Here is a 17848-nt window from a genome sequence, read left to right as displayed (position 1 = left end):
TTTTAATTCAGTTACTGCCGGCTTCGTTATTCTTTTCTGATTCAAGGTCAATAAGATTAAGATCGTTAACATAAGGTGTTAAAACCGGCTTTTTAATTGAACCAAGTTTTTCAAGAACTTTTACTATATCATTCGCAGCTTTTTCAATAAACTCTATTCTTTTCAAAACTATATCTTTCGAAAAATTTTCTTTTGAAAGTTCTCTTCTAATTGCAGCTGTTGAAAGATTAATCAAAGTAAGCGGCTGTTTGATTTCATGATTGGCTGTTGTTACAGTAGCAGCAAATGTTTTTATTTTTTCTATTTCAATTAAGAATTTATTTGTCTCACTGAAACGTAATGCAGATTTAATTCTTGCAATTAATTCTGTTTTATTGAAAGGTTTTTTGATGTAGTCAAATGCACCTGCTTGCAATCCTTCTTTAAGATTTTCTGCTTCTGTAAGTGCTGTTAAAAGAATTATCGGAATTTGTTTTGTATCTTCACGAGATGTAAGTGTTCTGCAAACATCGTAACCGGAAATTCCAGGCATCATTATGTCGAGAAGAATTAAATCTGGTTTTTCTTCAATTGCTTTTTGAATTCCCATGTGTCCATCATATGCTTTTATTACTTCAAAGCCTTCCTGTTCAAGTCTATCCTGAATTAAAAATACATTATCTGGATAATCATCAATAACCAAAATTTTTTTCATGATGCTAAAAGACTTTTATTTTGAGATGATTATTAATCTTTGAAGATATTGTTGCTGAATCTACTGGTTTTGTAACTAAATCATTAAAGCCATTTTTTTCAATTACTTCTTTGTTTTCGAGCATTGCATAAGCTGTAAGAGCAATTACAGGAATTTTGGCTGTTCTGCTGCTTGAACGAATTCTTTTTATAGTTTCAAATCCATCCATAGTTGGCATCATTATATCAAGAAATATTAAATCTGGCAAAATATGATTTAGCATTAATAAGCATTCCATTCCATTATGAGCATACACTGGACTGCAGTTTAATTCTTTCAAAAATTCTCCAATAGTAAATAATGTATCTTCATCATCATCAACAATCATAATTGTTGGTTTTAAATAATCATGAATTATTTCTGGTTTTCTGGGTGAAGATTCAATCATTAGATTAAGTCTTTTATTTGCTTCGCTGTCATCAATCTTCAATCTGTCTTTAATGAATTTTAGAATATCAAGAGGATGATTTTTTTCTCTCAAGGTTATCGCATTGAAAGTGTTAGTTAAATCTGAACATTCATTATCAGAAAAAATTTGTGGGAGAAGAAAAACTACAAATGTATTTTTTGTGAATTTATTCTGCCTTAATAATGAACTGAATAAAAGTGCATCTGATTTGAATGATTCAACATCAATTAAGAATAACTGCACTTTGCTGTAGTCAATTAATGCCATGGTAGATTCAAGCGAGTTTCTGTAATCAAATTCAATGTCAGAAACATTGTTTTTAATAATTTCATATTCTTCTTTTCTATAGCCGGCATAAATAATTTTTTCTATGCTTTCGTATGTGAATGAATTAATCTGTTTAATTAAATTTTTGAAAATATTTTCTGTTACGGGTTTAATTAAAAAATCAAATACATTCGGTGCCCAGCCTACTTTTTCATTTTCAATAACATTATAAATGATAATAGGTATATCCAGTGCAGCAGGATTTTTTCTAATATCTGAAATTAATTGCCAAATGCTGCAATCATTCAAATGAGAATTGATAATTATTGAATTGAATTTTTGTTTATTAATTAAATCAAGACTTTGTTTTGCGCTTTCGCAGATTTTAATTTTATAATTGTATGTTGCCAAATAATCTTTAACAAGTTTATTTGCATTTTCGCTGCTGCCAATTATTAAGGCAGAAAATTTTTTGTTCTCATCATCATCCTTTACTTTTAAGAAACTATCACCATTAGTTTCTATGATTTCTACTATTGCATCATTTAGCGTAAAAGAAAATTTTGTTCCTTTGTTAATTTGACTTTCGAGTGATAATCTGCTTCCAAGCAATTCAGCATATCTTTTGCAAATTGCAAGTCCAAGTCCAGCACCGCCAAAATGTTTTGAGCTGTTGGTTTCTATTTGTTTGAACTCTGAAAAAATTAATTCTTGTTTTTCTTCTGGAATACCAATTCCAGTATCCATGACCGAAAATTTAATTGAATTGTTGTCATTCAGTTCTATTAATAATTTTACTTCTCCTTTATCTGTGAATTTAATTGCATTCATCAAAAGATTTGAAAGTATGTGGTCTAATTTATTTTTGTCTGTGTCCAAAAGGATATTTTTTCTTTTGGGTGTTTCAATGATGAATTTCAATTTTTTTTCTTCTGCTGCACTTCCAAAATTTTGCCTTAATTCTTCAAGTAATTCGCTCAACAAAAATTTTTCTTTTTTGATTTCGATTTTACCGGATTCAAGTCTTGAGAATTCAAGTATGTTTGTTATCAATCTCAATAATTTTTTTCCGTTGCGATGGACAATGTTCAGCTTTTCATTAAACTTTGGATTAGCAGAAGAATCTTTTAACAAAAGTTCGGTTAAACCAAGAATCGAAATCAATGGTGTTCTCAATTCGTGCGACATGCTTGCGAGAAATTGCGATTTAACTTTTGTCAATTCAATCGCTTTTTGTTTTTGTTTTTCAAGTTCTTCGGCTTTTTCTCTAAGTTGATTATGAAGTTCTTTTAGCTGTTCATTCTGCTGAATTATTTGTTTATTCTGCTTTTGATATTCTTCATTTAATCTTTTTAGTTCTGTAATGTAATTTTCAAGTTGCTCAAGCGAGACAGCATTAATCAAACCAATTGCCAGATGTTCCTGAATATTATCAAGATAGTTTTTTACTCCATTTTGTGGAATGTTTTCGGATGCAAGTTCGAGTATTGCAATTGGTTCTTTATTATATAAGATTGGATAAATTAATAGATATTTTAATTTGATTGATGCAAGACCAGTTTTAATTTCAGGAAAGTTGCTCTCAAAAGTAAATTCAATGCTTTCCTTTTTATCTATTACATTTGAATACAAATCTGATGTGAAATTTGTGTTAATCAATTCTCGATTTATTCCGTAAGACGAAGTCAATCTTAGATTTTTATTTTCCAGAACATATAGCACTCCAAATGAACATCCAGTTGCTTTTATAATTTTTGAAAGAGCTGCTTCGGATACTTGCTTTAGTGTTGGATTTTGATTAATAAGTTTTATGAACTCAGTGTATTCTTTTTCAATATCTTCTTTCTTTTTAATTACATCGAGCATTTTATTAAATGCTTCGCCAAGCTTTCCAATCTCATCTTTTGAAATTATGGTAACACGATGTTCAAGATTTCCTTTAGTTGTAATTTCAGTAGCTTCGCTTAATAATGTAAGCTGTTTTCTAAATTTATAAGTAAATAAAAGAACAAAAATAAATGTGAGAGCACTTCCTGCAGCAACAATTAAAATAACCACATTTCTTAATGTATTTCTGAAGTCTGCTGCTTCTTCAAATGATGTGAATATTAAAAAATTGAATTTGCCTGCTGGAGTTAGAATTTGTCTTGGTGTATAGAGCGAAGCTTTGAAATCGGCATTATCAATTTCATCATTAAAAATATCGTAATTGTTTTTGAATTTTAAATTCTGAATGGAATGATTTAATGCAGGTATAAATTTTTGATTTTTATCTGGATGAGAAATTTCGTAGAGTTGATTATCAATAATTAATGCAATATCAGCTCTAATTTTTTCTGAAATTTTACTTAGAAAATCTGAATCCAAAATTTTTCCGTAATAAATTATATTATTATCAATCCTTGTAAAGCTTAGGACAATATTGGGATTATCATCAAAAAATTTTTTGATTGACCTCGAAGCTAAGTTCAGTTTTGCATTTTTATTTTTTTTGAACTGATTAATATTAATTAAAGAATCCTTTTCTAAGGTAAAAAGAAAATCGATGCTGGTTGAATCTAAGTTTATACTGCTAAGATTTTTTGATGATGGAGAAATTTTTTTTATGTCATATTCGACTTGTTGAAGTGATGTTTCGAAAACAAAAATAAAGTCGTTTGTGGAATTTAAAATTGATTGTGATTGATATCTTGTAAGAAGGCTGTCAGTAAGTGAATAATAAATTACAGCAGAAGCTGCAGAAGTTATAACAACAATTATAAATGAAAATAATATCAGTTTTGTATTCAGTTTCATGATAACTTAAAATCATAAATTATGACAGCTTTATTCGTAAGAATAAAAAATCAATTAGTAATTACTTTTCGTCTTCTTTTTTAATTTCAGTTTCCTTTTTGTATTTATCCATTGATTCGATATTTTTCTTTAGTTCTTGTTTTAATATGCCTTCTTCTTTCTTTGTAGATATTCTTTCTTTAAGCGGCGGCAGAATTTCTGCTTTAATCAAGATAATTATTTCTTTTGTTGTAACAGTTTTTTGGTCATAACCAAAAAGATATCTTAAACCTAAAAACCACCAAGGCAAATCTTTTAAGATTGGAACACCGCGTCTGTCCATAGTTTCCTCATTAACGAATAATCCACCAATTGCAGTTTCTTCACCATCGAGCAGCAATACATTTGTTTCTGCAGCAGTTTTTCTAATTTCTGTTGTTATGGTTCCGGGATTTGCAGAACTTCTTTCAACTTTCAATTTCATGTAGACATAATCAATTCCATCTTCATTGTAAATGTAAGGTGTAACTTCAATGATTGTTCCTGTAGAATAAAATCTGTCTATTAAGTTACCGGCAAAATCTCTCTCTTTTATTGAAATATCTGAACCAACTTGAGTTCTGCCTTTAACTCCATTTACTGTGCTGATTGTAGGTCTTGAAATAATTTTGCCCAGATTTTCTGTTTCAAAAAATCTAAACAGCGAAGTAGCATCGCCTTCAAATTTTCCCATAGTGAATTTTGATTCTGTATTAACACTGAATTCTGGAGGCTTTTGTTGAATTTGAGTTGTAGTTCCGCTTTGTTGTTGTATTTGTTCCTGCACAGTAACAAGTTTTCCGCCGATTGATAATCCGCTTCTTGAGAGTAAAAATTCCCAGTTTATTCCGCGTTCTCTCATTTCAGCAACATTAGCCTCAAACAATAATGCTGATATTCGAACTTCTCGTTCATCAACAGAGGCATAAACATCTTTTGCAAGTTGAGCTTTAGCTTCTTCTTTTTTCTTAACAATTATTGTGGATTCAGTTTCTTCCAAAGTTAAATTATTATATTGGACAATTATGAAAAGAGCTTTTTTATATTGAATTTTGTTTAATTCAACTCCAATTGGCGATGTTATATTTACAGTTGATACAATTTTTTTACCTGTGATTTTCTGACTTACTGCACTAAGCACTTCAATTGCTTGATTAAATGGAATGTTTTCAGAAAGAGTAACAAGTTCTTCAGGATTAACATATCCCTTAAGTTTTTCCTGCAAATCAATTTGAGCATCAACTCTGCTCATTTGAATTATTAGCAAAAGAAAAATTAGCTTTTTCATTTTATTTACTCTTCTTAATTTCTTTGTCGAGTTTTAGTGTTACAGTTTCGATTATTCCACCTTTGTTCAGAACAAAACTTACTTCATTTTTATCGTAATTAATATTTGTCAAATAACCAAGATATACTTTATCGCCTTCCCAGAGCAGGAATGTATTTCCACTTGCATCTGCTAAGAATGCGCCATCAGGAATTAATGCAAGCAGTTTTGCATTTTGAACATCAAGCAATCCTTCTTTGTTTGGAGGAATTTCATTTCTAATTAATGGATAGAAAATATCATAAACAGGATTTGGTTCTAATCTGTTTTCTACAAAATTTTTAACATAAAATCTATCGTCGTTTGAAAAGTAAACAGCGACTTTGAATTTGAATGTAACCAGATAGTGCGGCATTCCATCTTCATCAACTTTAACATTGTTTGTCATTTCAACATTAGAAATTTTCTTGAGCATTTTGCTTTCTTCGATAGCATAAATCAGATGATTCAAATCATTAAATTCAGCTGTTCCACTTAATGTATAACGATAAATGCTTAATGGGTTTCCCTGTTCGGTTTGGTCGAATTCGATATTGACATAAGAATATGGTGAAAATGAATAAGTAACTTGATTAATAAAATCATAAAAACTCGATTGAGAAAGATTGTATGGGACGTTGTATTGTCTATTGGCAAGAATTGAATCAAGCTGAGCAACTCGTTTTCTCAAAAAATTTAATTGTTGTGTTAATGCTTCGGTATCGAGCTGGTAGAGCGTTAATTCTTTTATCTTTTTTTCACGGTCTTTAATTTTTCCTTTCAAGTAAACATAATTGAATAGCCCGCCGATTAGAATAATGGCAACAAGTATAGCAGAAATGATGACAGTATTTTTTACTTTGCTGTTCATTTTGTTTTTAAAGTATCTGCCTGCAGTTTGAAATTAATTATATAAGAGAAAGCACTTTTTTCTCTTATGGATTCATAATTGATATTTTTGATTACAGCAGAAGGCATACTCTCTGCAAATTCTGTAAGCACACCTCTCGATAAAGAATATCCGCTGATTCTAATTTCTGAAGGCGAAACAGTTTCCAATCTGCTTAACCAGAAATTTCTTCTTCTTTCAATAAAATCTGAAATCTTTGTGATATTTTTATTCCAGATTCCTGCACCAGCAGATGCAGAATCAAGAATTGCTTGAGTAGCATCAAAGTTATTAATTCTGTTGTCAAGAGGAGTAATTTCCTGCACAAGTGCCTGATTCTGAATTTGTCTTTGAGTCAATCTTTCTATTTCTAAATCAAGTTCTTTTATTTGTTCATAACTTGATAAAATTTTGAATGTAAAGAAAAATGTGGCACCAAATAATAAAGGAAGCATTGCATAGCTGTGCCATCCAAATTGCAAAAATTTCTGATTTTCTTGAATATATCTCGGAAGGAAGTTTATGCCAGTATAAATTTTATCGAGCTCATCAAAATATTCTACTCCTACAGAAATCGGAATTGCATAGAGAGCAAGATTTTTAATTTCATCTTCGGTTAATGATGATGTATCCAAGTTTTCAAATTTTAGTTCGAAGACATTTGCTTCTGGAAATGTCCCGTAGAAAGAAAGAATTAAATTTTCTGAACGGTCTTCTCCACAAAGAATTATATTGTCTAACTTTGGTATTCCTCCATTTTCCATTTCGAGAAGTATTTTAGAAAAGTAAACATCATAAGTATGGAGATTTTTAGTTCCAATATCTAAAGTTGCACCAATGTGTTTTAATTTTTGTCCTTCTAAAAAAATCAGCTTGCTGTATTCTTTTCCAATATGAATGATTAATGTGTAATCTTCCGGAAAGAATTTATGAGATTTACCAACAAAATAAGCTAAGGATAATTCTGCAGGTTTGATTGTAGGAATTTTGTAATAACGCTTTTTATTATAACTTGCAAGTTGATTAACAATGGTAGCTCCAGCAATATCTCCTTCAATGAATACACTCAGCATTGCTTTTTCACTAAACTCTATTACATCAATCATATCGGGAGGAACTACAATTCCTTTTGTGTTTTCAATGTCTGCAATTATTGATTGAAGTAATTTTTTTCTGTTCTCTTCTCTTGGACCTTCATAAAAATGATAACTTACAACAGGCTCACTTACAATTGGAATAAAATGAAGTGATTTTAAATTTAATCCTGATAATGCAGCTTGTATCTGTCCAATATCTGAAGTATCAACAGATTCTTCTTTTCCCAAATCAATTTTTTCAATACTATCAAAAGAAATTTCACTTGAGGAATCGATAGACTCAAGTTCTGTAAGTGATTCCTGTCTTGAGGAAGTTTGCAAAGCTGTCGACATTGTAATTGAAGCAACACGATTTACTGATACAGTCTCGTTGTTTTTTGACATGACTGCAAGTTTTACATCGTTGCCTTCATTATATATGCAGACAATTTGTTTCATACTACACAGCTTTTAATAGTTGCATAATACGGGTTTTATTATTTGCATAAGCAATAGCATTTTCCTTTGATATTTTCTTTTCAGTATAAAGGCGCAGCAAATCCTGTTCCATTGTAATCATACCTTGTGGACCGCCTTGATTAATCATCATATAAATTTCGCTTGTATTGTTGTTTTTTATTGCTGCTCTAACACTTGGAGTTACTATTAGAACTTCTTTTGCAAGAACTCGCTTACCATCGAGGCTTGGGACTAATTTTTGAGATACTACAGAAATTAAAACATCAGCTAATCGGTTTCTTACTCTTTCCTGTTCAACTGGATGAACTTCTGCAATAATGCGGTCAATAGATTCAACTGCAGATGAAGTATGCAATGTAGAAAATACCTTATGACCTGTATCAGTTACCTCTAAAGCTGCCATTATTGTGTCTGGGTCTCTCATTTCGCCAATTACAATTATATCGGGATCCTGTCTTAGTGATTGAATTACTCCATCTTTGAAAGATAAAACATCTCTTCCAACTTCTCTGTGTTTTATTATGGAAACTTTAGATGTATGAACATATTCAACTGGAGAAGCAATTATAACAATATGACATGGGTCGAACTGATTGTGATAATCAATGATTGCATCAAGTGTGGTTGATTTACCTGAACCTGTAATTCCAGTTACGAGTGACAAACCAAATTTTATGTAGTTATGGCTCATTGTCTTAATTGCCAGAGGATGGAATTCAAGTGATTCAAGGGGACGAATTTTTGCCTGAATAGCTCTCATGTTTAGAGCTAATGTATCAAGGTCGAAATATGCATCAGCACGGAATCGAACATTTGTATTTTGTTTAGGATAGAAAAATGAATAGCTGAAATCCAAATTTCTTTGTTCAAGCAAAAAATTTCTTTGATTTTTATTAAGAAGAGAAATTATCAATACAGCAGCCTCATCAGTATTCATTGTGGGTAAATCTTTAACCCGTTCCTTCTTTCCATAAATTCGAAACCAGACATAACCTTGTGTGCCGAATCCACCAATCTCAACATCCGATGCCTGTCGTTCTATCATTAAACTTAATATGTGATTTGCAAATTGGATTATTAAAAGTTTTTCGTTGTCGGTAAGCTGGTCAATATTATCTGCAATATATTTTACTCGTTCCGGACCAAAAACAGTTTGAGGAATTTTATTTGCAAAGTTAGTTAGTATTTGTTTTGCTTCTTCTATCATATTTTATTTTGAATGCAATATTTCTAATTGGTTTAATTTTTTTATTTAACATAGTTTAATTGATTTTAAAATCAAAGAAATAAATTTATTTGTATTAAAAACATTAATGCCATTAAATTTTGCTATGACATTTTATTATCGAGAATTTTTATCAAGTTTTTATTGAATTAATCTTCCATTGTAGCAGCAATTACTTCTTGAATTGAGGTTAATCCCATTTTTACTTTTTCAAATCCTGATTCTCTTAAGCTGATTGTTCCATCTCTTCTTGCCTGCTCACGAATAGCTTCTTCATCTACTTCATTGCCAGAACGAACAATTATTCTTCTAATTTCTTTTGTAAAATAGAGAGCCTCGTGTATTGCCATTCTTCCTTTGTAACCGGTGTTATTGCATTTATCGCAGCCAACAGCTTCATAAATATCGTAACCAAGCCAGTCTTCTAATTTGAGTCCAGCAGATAAAATATGTTCTTCCAGATTTGTAACTTTTCTTTTGCAGTGTTCGCATAATTTTCGAATTAATCTTTGAGCTACAATAATATTTATTGCATAAGCAATCAGGAATGGTTCAATACCCATTTTGAATAAACGAGCCACAGCACTTGGTGCATCATTTGTGTGAAGTGTTGAAAAAGTTAAGTGACCTGTATTTGCAAGTTTAATAGCAGTTTCAGCAGTTTCTTTATCGCGCATTTCGCCAACAAGAACTATGTCAGGATCGTGACGTAAGATTGCTCTTATTGCCTGTTCGAAGTTCATTTTGTGGCCAATTTTAAGCTGACGGGCTCCTTCAATTACATATTCAACTGGGTCTTCAATTGTTAAAACATTTTTAGATGGATGAATAACTTGATACAAAGCAGCAATTAATGTAGTTGATTTTCCACTTCCTGTTGGACCGGTTAGAATTACCATTCCTTGCGGCTGATTTATTGCTTTTACAAATGCTTGATGAGCATAACCAGTCAATCCAAGTTTGTTCAAATCTTTTATTACTTTTCTGTCATCAAGAACTCTTATTACAATACTTTCGAATTTATTTTTTAATTCAGTTCCAACCATAGGTAAAACTGAAACTCTGAAACGAATTATATGTCCATCAATTTCTCTTTGAATAAAACCATCCTGAGCTTTTTCTCTTTCAAATCTATCGAGACCTTTTGAGCGGTCTTTGACAACCGCCATTACAGCTTCGGGCATTGTATTTTCCTGCACATGCCATAATTGTAATTTGCCATCAATTCTAAAATGAATTTCAGTTTTCATTGCACCTTTAGGGATGATATGAATATCACTTACACCTTTGCGCACAGCTTCTACCAGTGCAGCTTCAATTAAATTAATTAAAGCACTTTTATTTATTTCAGCATCTAACTCTTCTTCATCAATAGTTTCTTCTTGAACAACATGAAGTTCTTCACCAGCTTCTTCAATCATTTTTAAATAAACATTCTCAGAAGCAATTATCATGTTTATGAGTTTATCATAATCTTTTTTGCGCAGGTAGTTTATTTCATATTTTTTTGCATTTAATGCATAAGCCACTTTTGCAATTGCTCTGTCTGTTGGGTCAACAGCAGCAAGAATTAACTTGTCTTTTACTTTATCATCATATTTGAAAGGAATTATGCGGTGTTCAAGAAGCATTTGTTTTACTTCTTGAGGCTGACGATTAATTAAATTTTTTATTTCATTGATTCGTTCCTCAGGCAAATCTTCAGGTCGAATATTTAATTCTTTGAAAGCATAAAGAATTGCAACTTCACGAAATATTACATCGTGTTCAAAACCAAATTCTTCAACAAGTATTTGAGCAAGATTTCGTTTTTTATTTGCCTGGTCTGCTTCTTTTACTTTTAATGCCTGCTCCAAAATTTTTGAATCTATTATTCCTTTTTTTAGTAAAAGGTAACCAATTTTATCCGCCATTTCTAATTGTGTATCAAGCATAGCTTCACTCCCCTTGATTTAATTTTATTCATTGCTGTTCATCTGCTGTTACTGTGCTAATGGTGATTTTGGACTTATTGTTGCAGTTTCTGCTGAAATTAATGTTAATGCTATCATAACAATCATAATAATCATTGCTATTGCAAGCTGAACCATTTCAATAACATTTTTTAATCTGAATACAGTTTCACTTTCATAATAATTTGCAAGTTGAAGAGCTGTATTTTTAATTGTTCCTGTTTCTTCGCCTGAATGAAATCTTGATAAAGCTGTATCTGTAAATACACCGCTTGCCTGAAAAGCATCTGTAATTCCAATTCCTTTTTTAATCATTAACGGGATAGCAACATTCTTAATTTGACTTTCAAAATAACTATTGCCGGTTGCTTCGGCTGCAATTCGAATAGGCTCAATGCTTTCAGCTGAACCAGTATAAAGTGTATAAAATACACGGCAGAAAACTTCGATATTTGTTTTGTGAATAAGATTTCCGATGATTGGAATTTTATACATCAATCTGTCAACTATCAATCTTCCTTTTTTTGTTTTAGCAAATTGAATTAAAAATATTGGAGGAAGAATTATTGCAAGTGACACCCAAAGAATATTTCCAATTAAGAAATCACTAATTTTTAATGTAGCTGCAGTAAGAGGAGGCAAATCGATTTTAAATTTGATAAATAATTTTGCTGTTTCAGGAAAGATATATCCAACATAAAATATTACAGCAAGAAACAATACAAACAAAGTAACTAATGGCGTAATTAAAGCACTTCTTAAATTCTTTTTAAATTCTTGTTGACGTTCAAGAAATTTTGCAGTTGCTTTATAAATTTCTGCCATATTGCCGCTTTTGGATGCAAGACCAAGCATGTATGCAGTAAATTTTCCAAATACAGATTGATATCGAAGAAATGTAGCTTCGCTGTCAGCACCTTTTTTGAGTTCGTTGTTAATTTGTCTTAATGTTTCTCTCAAAGTTTTGTTTTGAATATCATTTATAAGCAATGTAAGAATTTCGCTGTAGGGAAGTTTTTGTTCAAGCAGTTCAGCACTAATTTTTACATAAGAAACAATATCCTGCTGCGGCGGTTTGAAGTTGAACTCAAAATATTTTTTATTGACAGAAATTACTTCATAACCAAGTTTTCGAAGGGCATTTACAACTTCTTCTTTACTGAATGCTCTTTGTTCGCCGACAATTGGTTTTTCATTGCCGCGTCGAATTTTATAGATATATGTACTTTTCTTCTGAATGGAATGAATTTTTAAATTATTTTTTTGAGCTAACTTGTGAATTTTCTTTTTAGCTTCGCTGAAAGTTGGTTCGTTAAGTATCCCTGTAATTGTTTGACCACTCGGTTTTATTGCATTAAATCTTACTTCAATCATAAGTAATCCTTATAATAATCAAAATTTGTTAGTGCATTGTTAAATTAAAAAAAATATAAATAAAATGAATTAGATAAAAATTTATTATATAATCGTTAGTTTTGAACAATAATTAAGCCATAAATTTAGTAAGTGAGGAATATTGTAGAATAGAATTTTCTTTGTGGAATAAATAAAAAAGGCTGCCCTTGAAGGCAGCCTTGTAATTTTAGTTATCAATGGTAGTTGATGTAATTTTTGTAGGACCCACTACCATTGTAACTTTAACAGGAGTAGAACCGTCATTACCAGTTTCATTACCAGTTCCTACAAGAGTTACTGATTGAGCAGTTACAGTTGCAGAATATGTTCCGTTACCTGTGGTATCGAGTTGAGCTGGGATTGTCCATCCAGTAAAAGAGTTTCCACCACCGCCCAATGCTGTTGGTTTTCTGTAGTATTGTTGTGCTAATGATGCTAAATTAGTTAAGTCTGCTATAACAGCATCTCTATTTGCTTGTGTACTGCTTGCTGTAAATACATTAATTCCTACTACTACAGCAATGCCAACGATAATTACGCCAAGAACGATTAGTAATAATTGTTGTTGACCCATAATTTACTCCTTTTAATTTGTTATTAATTTGTTAATTAAATGAGGAAATTCTATAAAATTTTCATTTTATCATTATTATTATTAACTTTTTTGAGATTCTTCGGTCACCCGCCTTGGCGGGTTCCATCAAAATGATACCTCTTTTATTCTGTCATTTTGAACAATCTTCTACGTCATTGGGAATCAGAATAAATTTAGGTACAATTTTCCAAAGAACATTAATTAATAACTGTAACTTTATAAATTGTTGGGCTGACTGTTATTTTCACTTTGATAGAATCATTACTTGTGACAACTTCATTTCCTGTGCCAATAATTACTACGCTGTCGTCACTTACACTTTCCCTTTTATAACTCCCATTCGCTGTTGTTCTTAGCTCTGCTGGAATATCCCAACCTAAAAAGGATCTTCCGCCGCCACCAAGAGCTTTTGGACTTAAGTAATATTTTTGTGCCATTGCTGCTAAATTCACAAGTTCATTTGTAACATTATTTCTTTTTGCCTCGATTGCATTTGCCCTGAATAAATTTACTCCCATAAAGATTGCAATCCCAACAATCACTATCCCGAGTAATATTAATAATAATTGCTGCTGTCCCACTATTTCACCAAATTTTTAATAGGTAAAATTTTCCAGATAGACAATTTTCTAAAAAACTTTTTCTTAGTTTACAAATATTGAACCAAAAGAAAAATTTTAAAAAACTCTTTTAATTCACACTGGAATATAAGAAAGGAATAAAAGAAAGCAAATGATATTTGTCGGTTTATGAGTTTAACATTCATTTCTTGTAAAAATTACATGTAATTAAAGAAAGTCTTTTCCAGTTTTTAAGCTTCAACTGCATCATAAATTATCTGCTTATTTTACTTAGAGCAGCTTCAATAATGTTCTGTAATTCTTCTGGTGTAAAAGGTTTTTGAAGTATTTCAAATCCATTTTTCTGAATTTCTTTCAAAGTAGAATCATCAGAAAATGCAGTAATAAAAATTGATTGAATTGAAAATTTATTTTTTAATTCTCGTGCGGTATCGAGTCCATTAATCTTTCCTTTTAATCCTAAATCCATTAGAACTAAATCTGGTTTGGTTTCTTCTGCAAGCGCTAAAGCCTTTTCACCTGTAGATGCTGTGCCGACAACTTCATAATTCATTGTTGTTAATCTGTATTGAATTTCTAGAGCAACAATTGCTTCGTCTTCTACAATAAGAATTTTTGGTTTTTGCATATTTTATTTTAAGTCCTCTATTACAATTTTAAATTCCGTTCCATTTTCTGAATTTATTTCAATATTTCCATTTAGCTGATTTGTAATTGAATTAATCAATTTCATTCCTAATGAATCTGAATTTTCAATTTTGAAATCTTTTGGAAGACCAATTCCATTATCTCTTACAATCATTAAGTATTTATTTGAATCAATGCGGCTGACTTTTATCTCTATTTTTAATTCATAATTTTCCTTAGCAAATGAATCCGGGAATGCATACTTAAATGAATTTGTAACGAGCTCATTAATAATTAAACCACATGAGAGTGCTGTATCAAGACTTAAGTTGATTTCTTTTGCTTCTATGATTATATCAATCTTTCTGTCTTTGCTGACAAATGATTTTTTTAATTCATCAACCAGACTCTTAATATAATCTTCAAAGCTTATTCTCGATAGATTTTCTGACTTGTATAATTTTTCATGAATTAATGCCATGCATTTGATTCTATCCCGACTTTCTTTAAATGCATTAATTACATTTTCATCTTTCAAATTAATTGATTGAAGGAATAATAAACTTGAAACCACCTGCAGATTATTTTTAACACGATGATGAATTTCTTTAAGTAATATTTCTTTCTCCTGAAGTGATGTTTTTACTTTTTCTTCTGCTTTAATTCTTTCTTCTATTTCGATATTTAGTTTTTTGATTGTATCATTTAAGTCTTTTGTTCGCTCTGAAATTTTTTCTTCAAGAATTCTATTTTGCTTGCGAATTGCTCTTGTTCTAAAATTTATATAAAGAACTACTATCAAAATTAAAACTGCTGCCGATAACGATTTGAACCATGCTGTTTGGTAAAATGCCGGCAAAATAGTAATTCTTAGTGATGCTTGTCTTTCATTCCGAATACCATCAGTATTAAATGCTTTTACAATGAACTTATAATCTCCAGGCGGCAAATTTGTATATGTTGCAGAGTTTCTGTTTCCTACATTATTCCAGTTTATATCAAAGCCTTCGAGTTTATATGAGTAATGATTCTTTTTAACATTGTAAAAATCCAACAAAGCAAATTCAATTGTAATGACATCTTTTCCATGTGGTATTGTTATGCTTTTTGCTTCTGTTATTGATTCTTTTAGGAATGAATTATTTTTTCTAATTGGCACTGATTCGTTAAATACTTTTAAATCAGTGAAAACTACAGATGCAGTGAGATATTGTTCTTTAATGCTGTCTGGATTGAAATACAAAAGACCGCCACCGCAAGCAAAATACAGATTTCCATTTTTAGATTTTGCAGTAAAGTTTTGAGCAAATCCAACGGCAGGCAATCCATTTCTTATGGTGTAGTTGTAAAAAGTTTCTCTCTTTCTATCAAATTTTGTCAGACCTTTATCTGAAGTAACCCAGAGATTTCCATTGTTATCTTCAATGATTCCATTGATAATGTTTCCCGGTAATCCATCTTTTGTTCTGTAAATTTTTGTTTTATTAGTTTTATAATCGTAACAGCTTAATCCATCACTTGTTCCGAACCAAATAACTCCATCGTTTGATTCATAAATTGCAAATACTCTGTTTTCGCTTATTCTTAATGATTCCTGAGATGACCTTGTAAAATTTGTAAATATATTTGTCTTTGGATTAAGCATACCAGCACCGCCGCCGTCAGTTCCTACCCAAATCATTCCCCTTGAATCTTCATAAACAACCCACACTAAATCATGAGGCAAGGTGTTTGGATTATTTTTATCGTGAAAATATCTGTAAAATTTTTCTGTCTTTTTATCGAACTTATTTAATCCCCACCAGGTTGAAAACCATAAATTTCCATGTGAGTCTTCGCAAATTGAAGTAATACCGTTGTTGCTTATTGATGTATTGTCATTAATATCATAAGTGTATAATTTGAAATTTCCTGTTTTGGGGTCATATCTATTAAGTCCGCTGGAATTTGTTCCAATCCAGATTAACCCTTCACTATCTTCATAAACAGACATTATATAATTATCACTTAAACTGTTTTTAATTTTTGAATTGCTTTCATAATGAGTAATATGCGAATTTTCTATTTTGAATAAACCATCGAGAGACCCAAGCCAGATGTTATCATTTTTAATGAATATAGCTGTTAACCTGTTACTGATATTTTTATTTATAAAATGAAAATTATTTTTTGGGAAAAATGTTTTGCTTATGCCTCCGCCAGTTCCAATCCATAAAATTCCTGTGTTATCTTGTGTTATTGAAAGAATATTATTGTCAATAATAGAAAAAGTTTTGTTTGGGTCATGCAGAATTCTAATAAAATTATCTTTTGATGATAAATATTTATTTAATCCATTCTCGGTTCCAATCCATATATTGTTATCTTTATCTTTAAAAATTACATTTACATGGTCATCAGAAAGTGTTGATGAATTGTTTTTTGTGGATTTATAAAATTTCATATTTCCTGTTCGCAAATCATATTTTGCAATCCCCTTGTTTGACAAGCCAATCCATAAATTATTTTTATTATCAATGAGCAGGGAAGATACAATTCTATAATCAAAATTTTTGTAATTAGGCGGCTGTGCAAAAATTTGTTTAATTACCATTCCATCTTTTGTCATGCATGTTAATCCATTCCATGTTCCAAGCCATAGATTGCCTTTATTGTCTTCTTCAATACAAACAACGCTGTTTAGAGAATCGGGATTTAATCTGTCGCTTACTTTTTTTATAACTGTAAAATTATCTTTTTCTTTATTGTATTTGTTTAATCCGTTAAGTGTGCCTGCCCATAGCGTTCCGTTTTTATCAACGTAGAGAGTGATAATATTATTATGGCTGATGCTGTTTGGATTATCGGGATTGTTTTTGTAAACAGTGAACTCTTCTGTTTTTCTGTTAAATTTATTCAAGCCGTCTATTGTTGCAATCCATAGGTTTCCTTCTTTGTCTTCTACAATTGAAGTTATTGAGTGATTTGAAATGCTTGCAGGATTATCAGACTCGGGAAGAAATGTTTTAACGTTATATCCGTCGTATCGGTTTAATCCATTATATGTGCCAAACCACATGAAGCCTCTGCTGTCCTGAAATACTGCTGTAATACCATTTGTAGAAATACCGTCTTCAACGGTAATGTGAGAAAAATATAGTTCGGTATTTTGGGATTTTATTTGGCAATTAATAAAGAAGATAAAAATTGCTAATAAACTGTAAATTTTTTGAATGTGCATAATTACTCATGAAATTTCTTTTATAAAATAATCAATTTATAAATTAACCTGAAATATCATCGTAAATATTGTTTATTCGTTGAGTTTAATTTGAATTAAATCACAACTATTCATAGTAATTTTTTAATTATAAAAATTTTCAAATCTCCTTGCGACATTTTTTGGATTATTACAGAAATATTACGATTTGCAAAAAGTTATCTTACAACAGAAATAAGGCATAAATTTATTTGCATAATTATGCATAATTGTGTATAATTATAACTGTAAAATTTGGAA

General features: G+C 30.6%; 12 protein-coding genes. All 12 read right to left on the bottom strand.

What is annotated here, in order from left to right:
- Positions 1-7: 7 nt before the first annotated feature.
- Positions 8-694 carry a response regulator transcription factor gene (locus AC27L2_RS06150; RefSeq protein WP_487210832.1) on the bottom strand — a complete coding sequence of 229 codons (687 nt, stop codon included), beginning with the start codon at positions 692-694 and terminating at the stop codon, positions 8-10.
- Between the two features lie 4 nt (positions 695-698).
- Positions 699-4205: a response regulator gene (locus AC27L2_RS06145; protein ID WP_487210830.1), complete on the bottom strand. Its 3507-nt coding sequence runs from the start codon at positions 4203-4205 to the stop codon at positions 699-701.
- Positions 4206-4266: 61 nt separating this feature from the next.
- Entirely contained in the window at positions 4267-5511 is a 1245-nt protein-coding gene (locus AC27L2_RS06140; RefSeq protein ID WP_487210829.1) for a type II secretion system protein GspD, read from the bottom strand.
- A 1-nt stretch (position 5512) separates the two neighbouring features.
- Positions 5513-6400, bottom strand: a complete 888-nt coding sequence (locus tag AC27L2_RS06135) for a hypothetical protein (RefSeq protein WP_487210828.1) — start codon at positions 6398-6400, stop codon at positions 5513-5515.
- Positions 6397-7953 carry a hypothetical protein gene (locus AC27L2_RS06130; protein WP_487210827.1) on the bottom strand — a complete coding sequence of 519 codons (1557 nt, stop codon included), beginning with the start codon at positions 7951-7953 and terminating at the stop codon, positions 6397-6399. Before AC27L2_RS06130 ends, AC27L2_RS06135 begins: the two co-directional genes overlap by 4 nt.
- Before the next feature lies 1 nt (position 7954).
- Entirely contained in the window at positions 7955-9181 is a 1227-nt protein-coding gene (locus tag AC27L2_RS06125; protein ID WP_487210826.1) for a type IV pilus twitching motility protein PilT, read from the bottom strand.
- Between the two features lie 167 nt (positions 9182-9348).
- Positions 9349-11133 (bottom strand): GspE/PulE family protein, encoded by a 1785-nt coding sequence (locus tag AC27L2_RS06120; protein ID WP_487210825.1) that lies wholly within the window; start codon positions 11131-11133, stop codon positions 9349-9351.
- A gap of 48 nt (positions 11134-11181) precedes the next feature.
- Positions 11182-12525: a type II secretion system F family protein gene (locus tag AC27L2_RS06115; RefSeq protein ID WP_487210824.1), complete on the bottom strand. Its 1344-nt coding sequence runs from the start codon at positions 12523-12525 to the stop codon at positions 11182-11184.
- Between the two features lie 208 nt (positions 12526-12733).
- Positions 12734-13120 (bottom strand): hypothetical protein, encoded by a 387-nt coding sequence (locus AC27L2_RS06110; protein ID WP_487210823.1) that lies wholly within the window; start codon positions 13118-13120, stop codon positions 12734-12736.
- Positions 13121-13338: 218 nt separating this feature from the next.
- Entirely contained in the window at positions 13339-13722 is a 384-nt protein-coding gene (locus tag AC27L2_RS06105; protein ID WP_487210822.1) for a hypothetical protein, read from the bottom strand.
- A gap of 253 nt (positions 13723-13975) precedes the next feature.
- Positions 13976-14350 (bottom strand): response regulator, encoded by a 375-nt coding sequence (locus AC27L2_RS06100; protein ID WP_487210821.1) that lies wholly within the window; start codon positions 14348-14350, stop codon positions 13976-13978.
- A gap of 3 nt (positions 14351-14353) precedes the next feature.
- Positions 14354-17569 carry a ligand-binding sensor domain-containing protein gene (locus tag AC27L2_RS06095; protein WP_487210820.1) on the bottom strand — a complete coding sequence of 1072 codons (3216 nt, stop codon included), beginning with the start codon at positions 17567-17569 and terminating at the stop codon, positions 14354-14356.
- Positions 17570-17848: the final 279 nt, after the last annotated feature.

It is taken from the genome of Rosettibacter sp. KY25, from assembly GCF_057554405.1.
The sequence above is the reverse complement of the archived record's forward strand: the minus strand, read 5'-3'. Positions and strand labels throughout refer to the sequence as shown.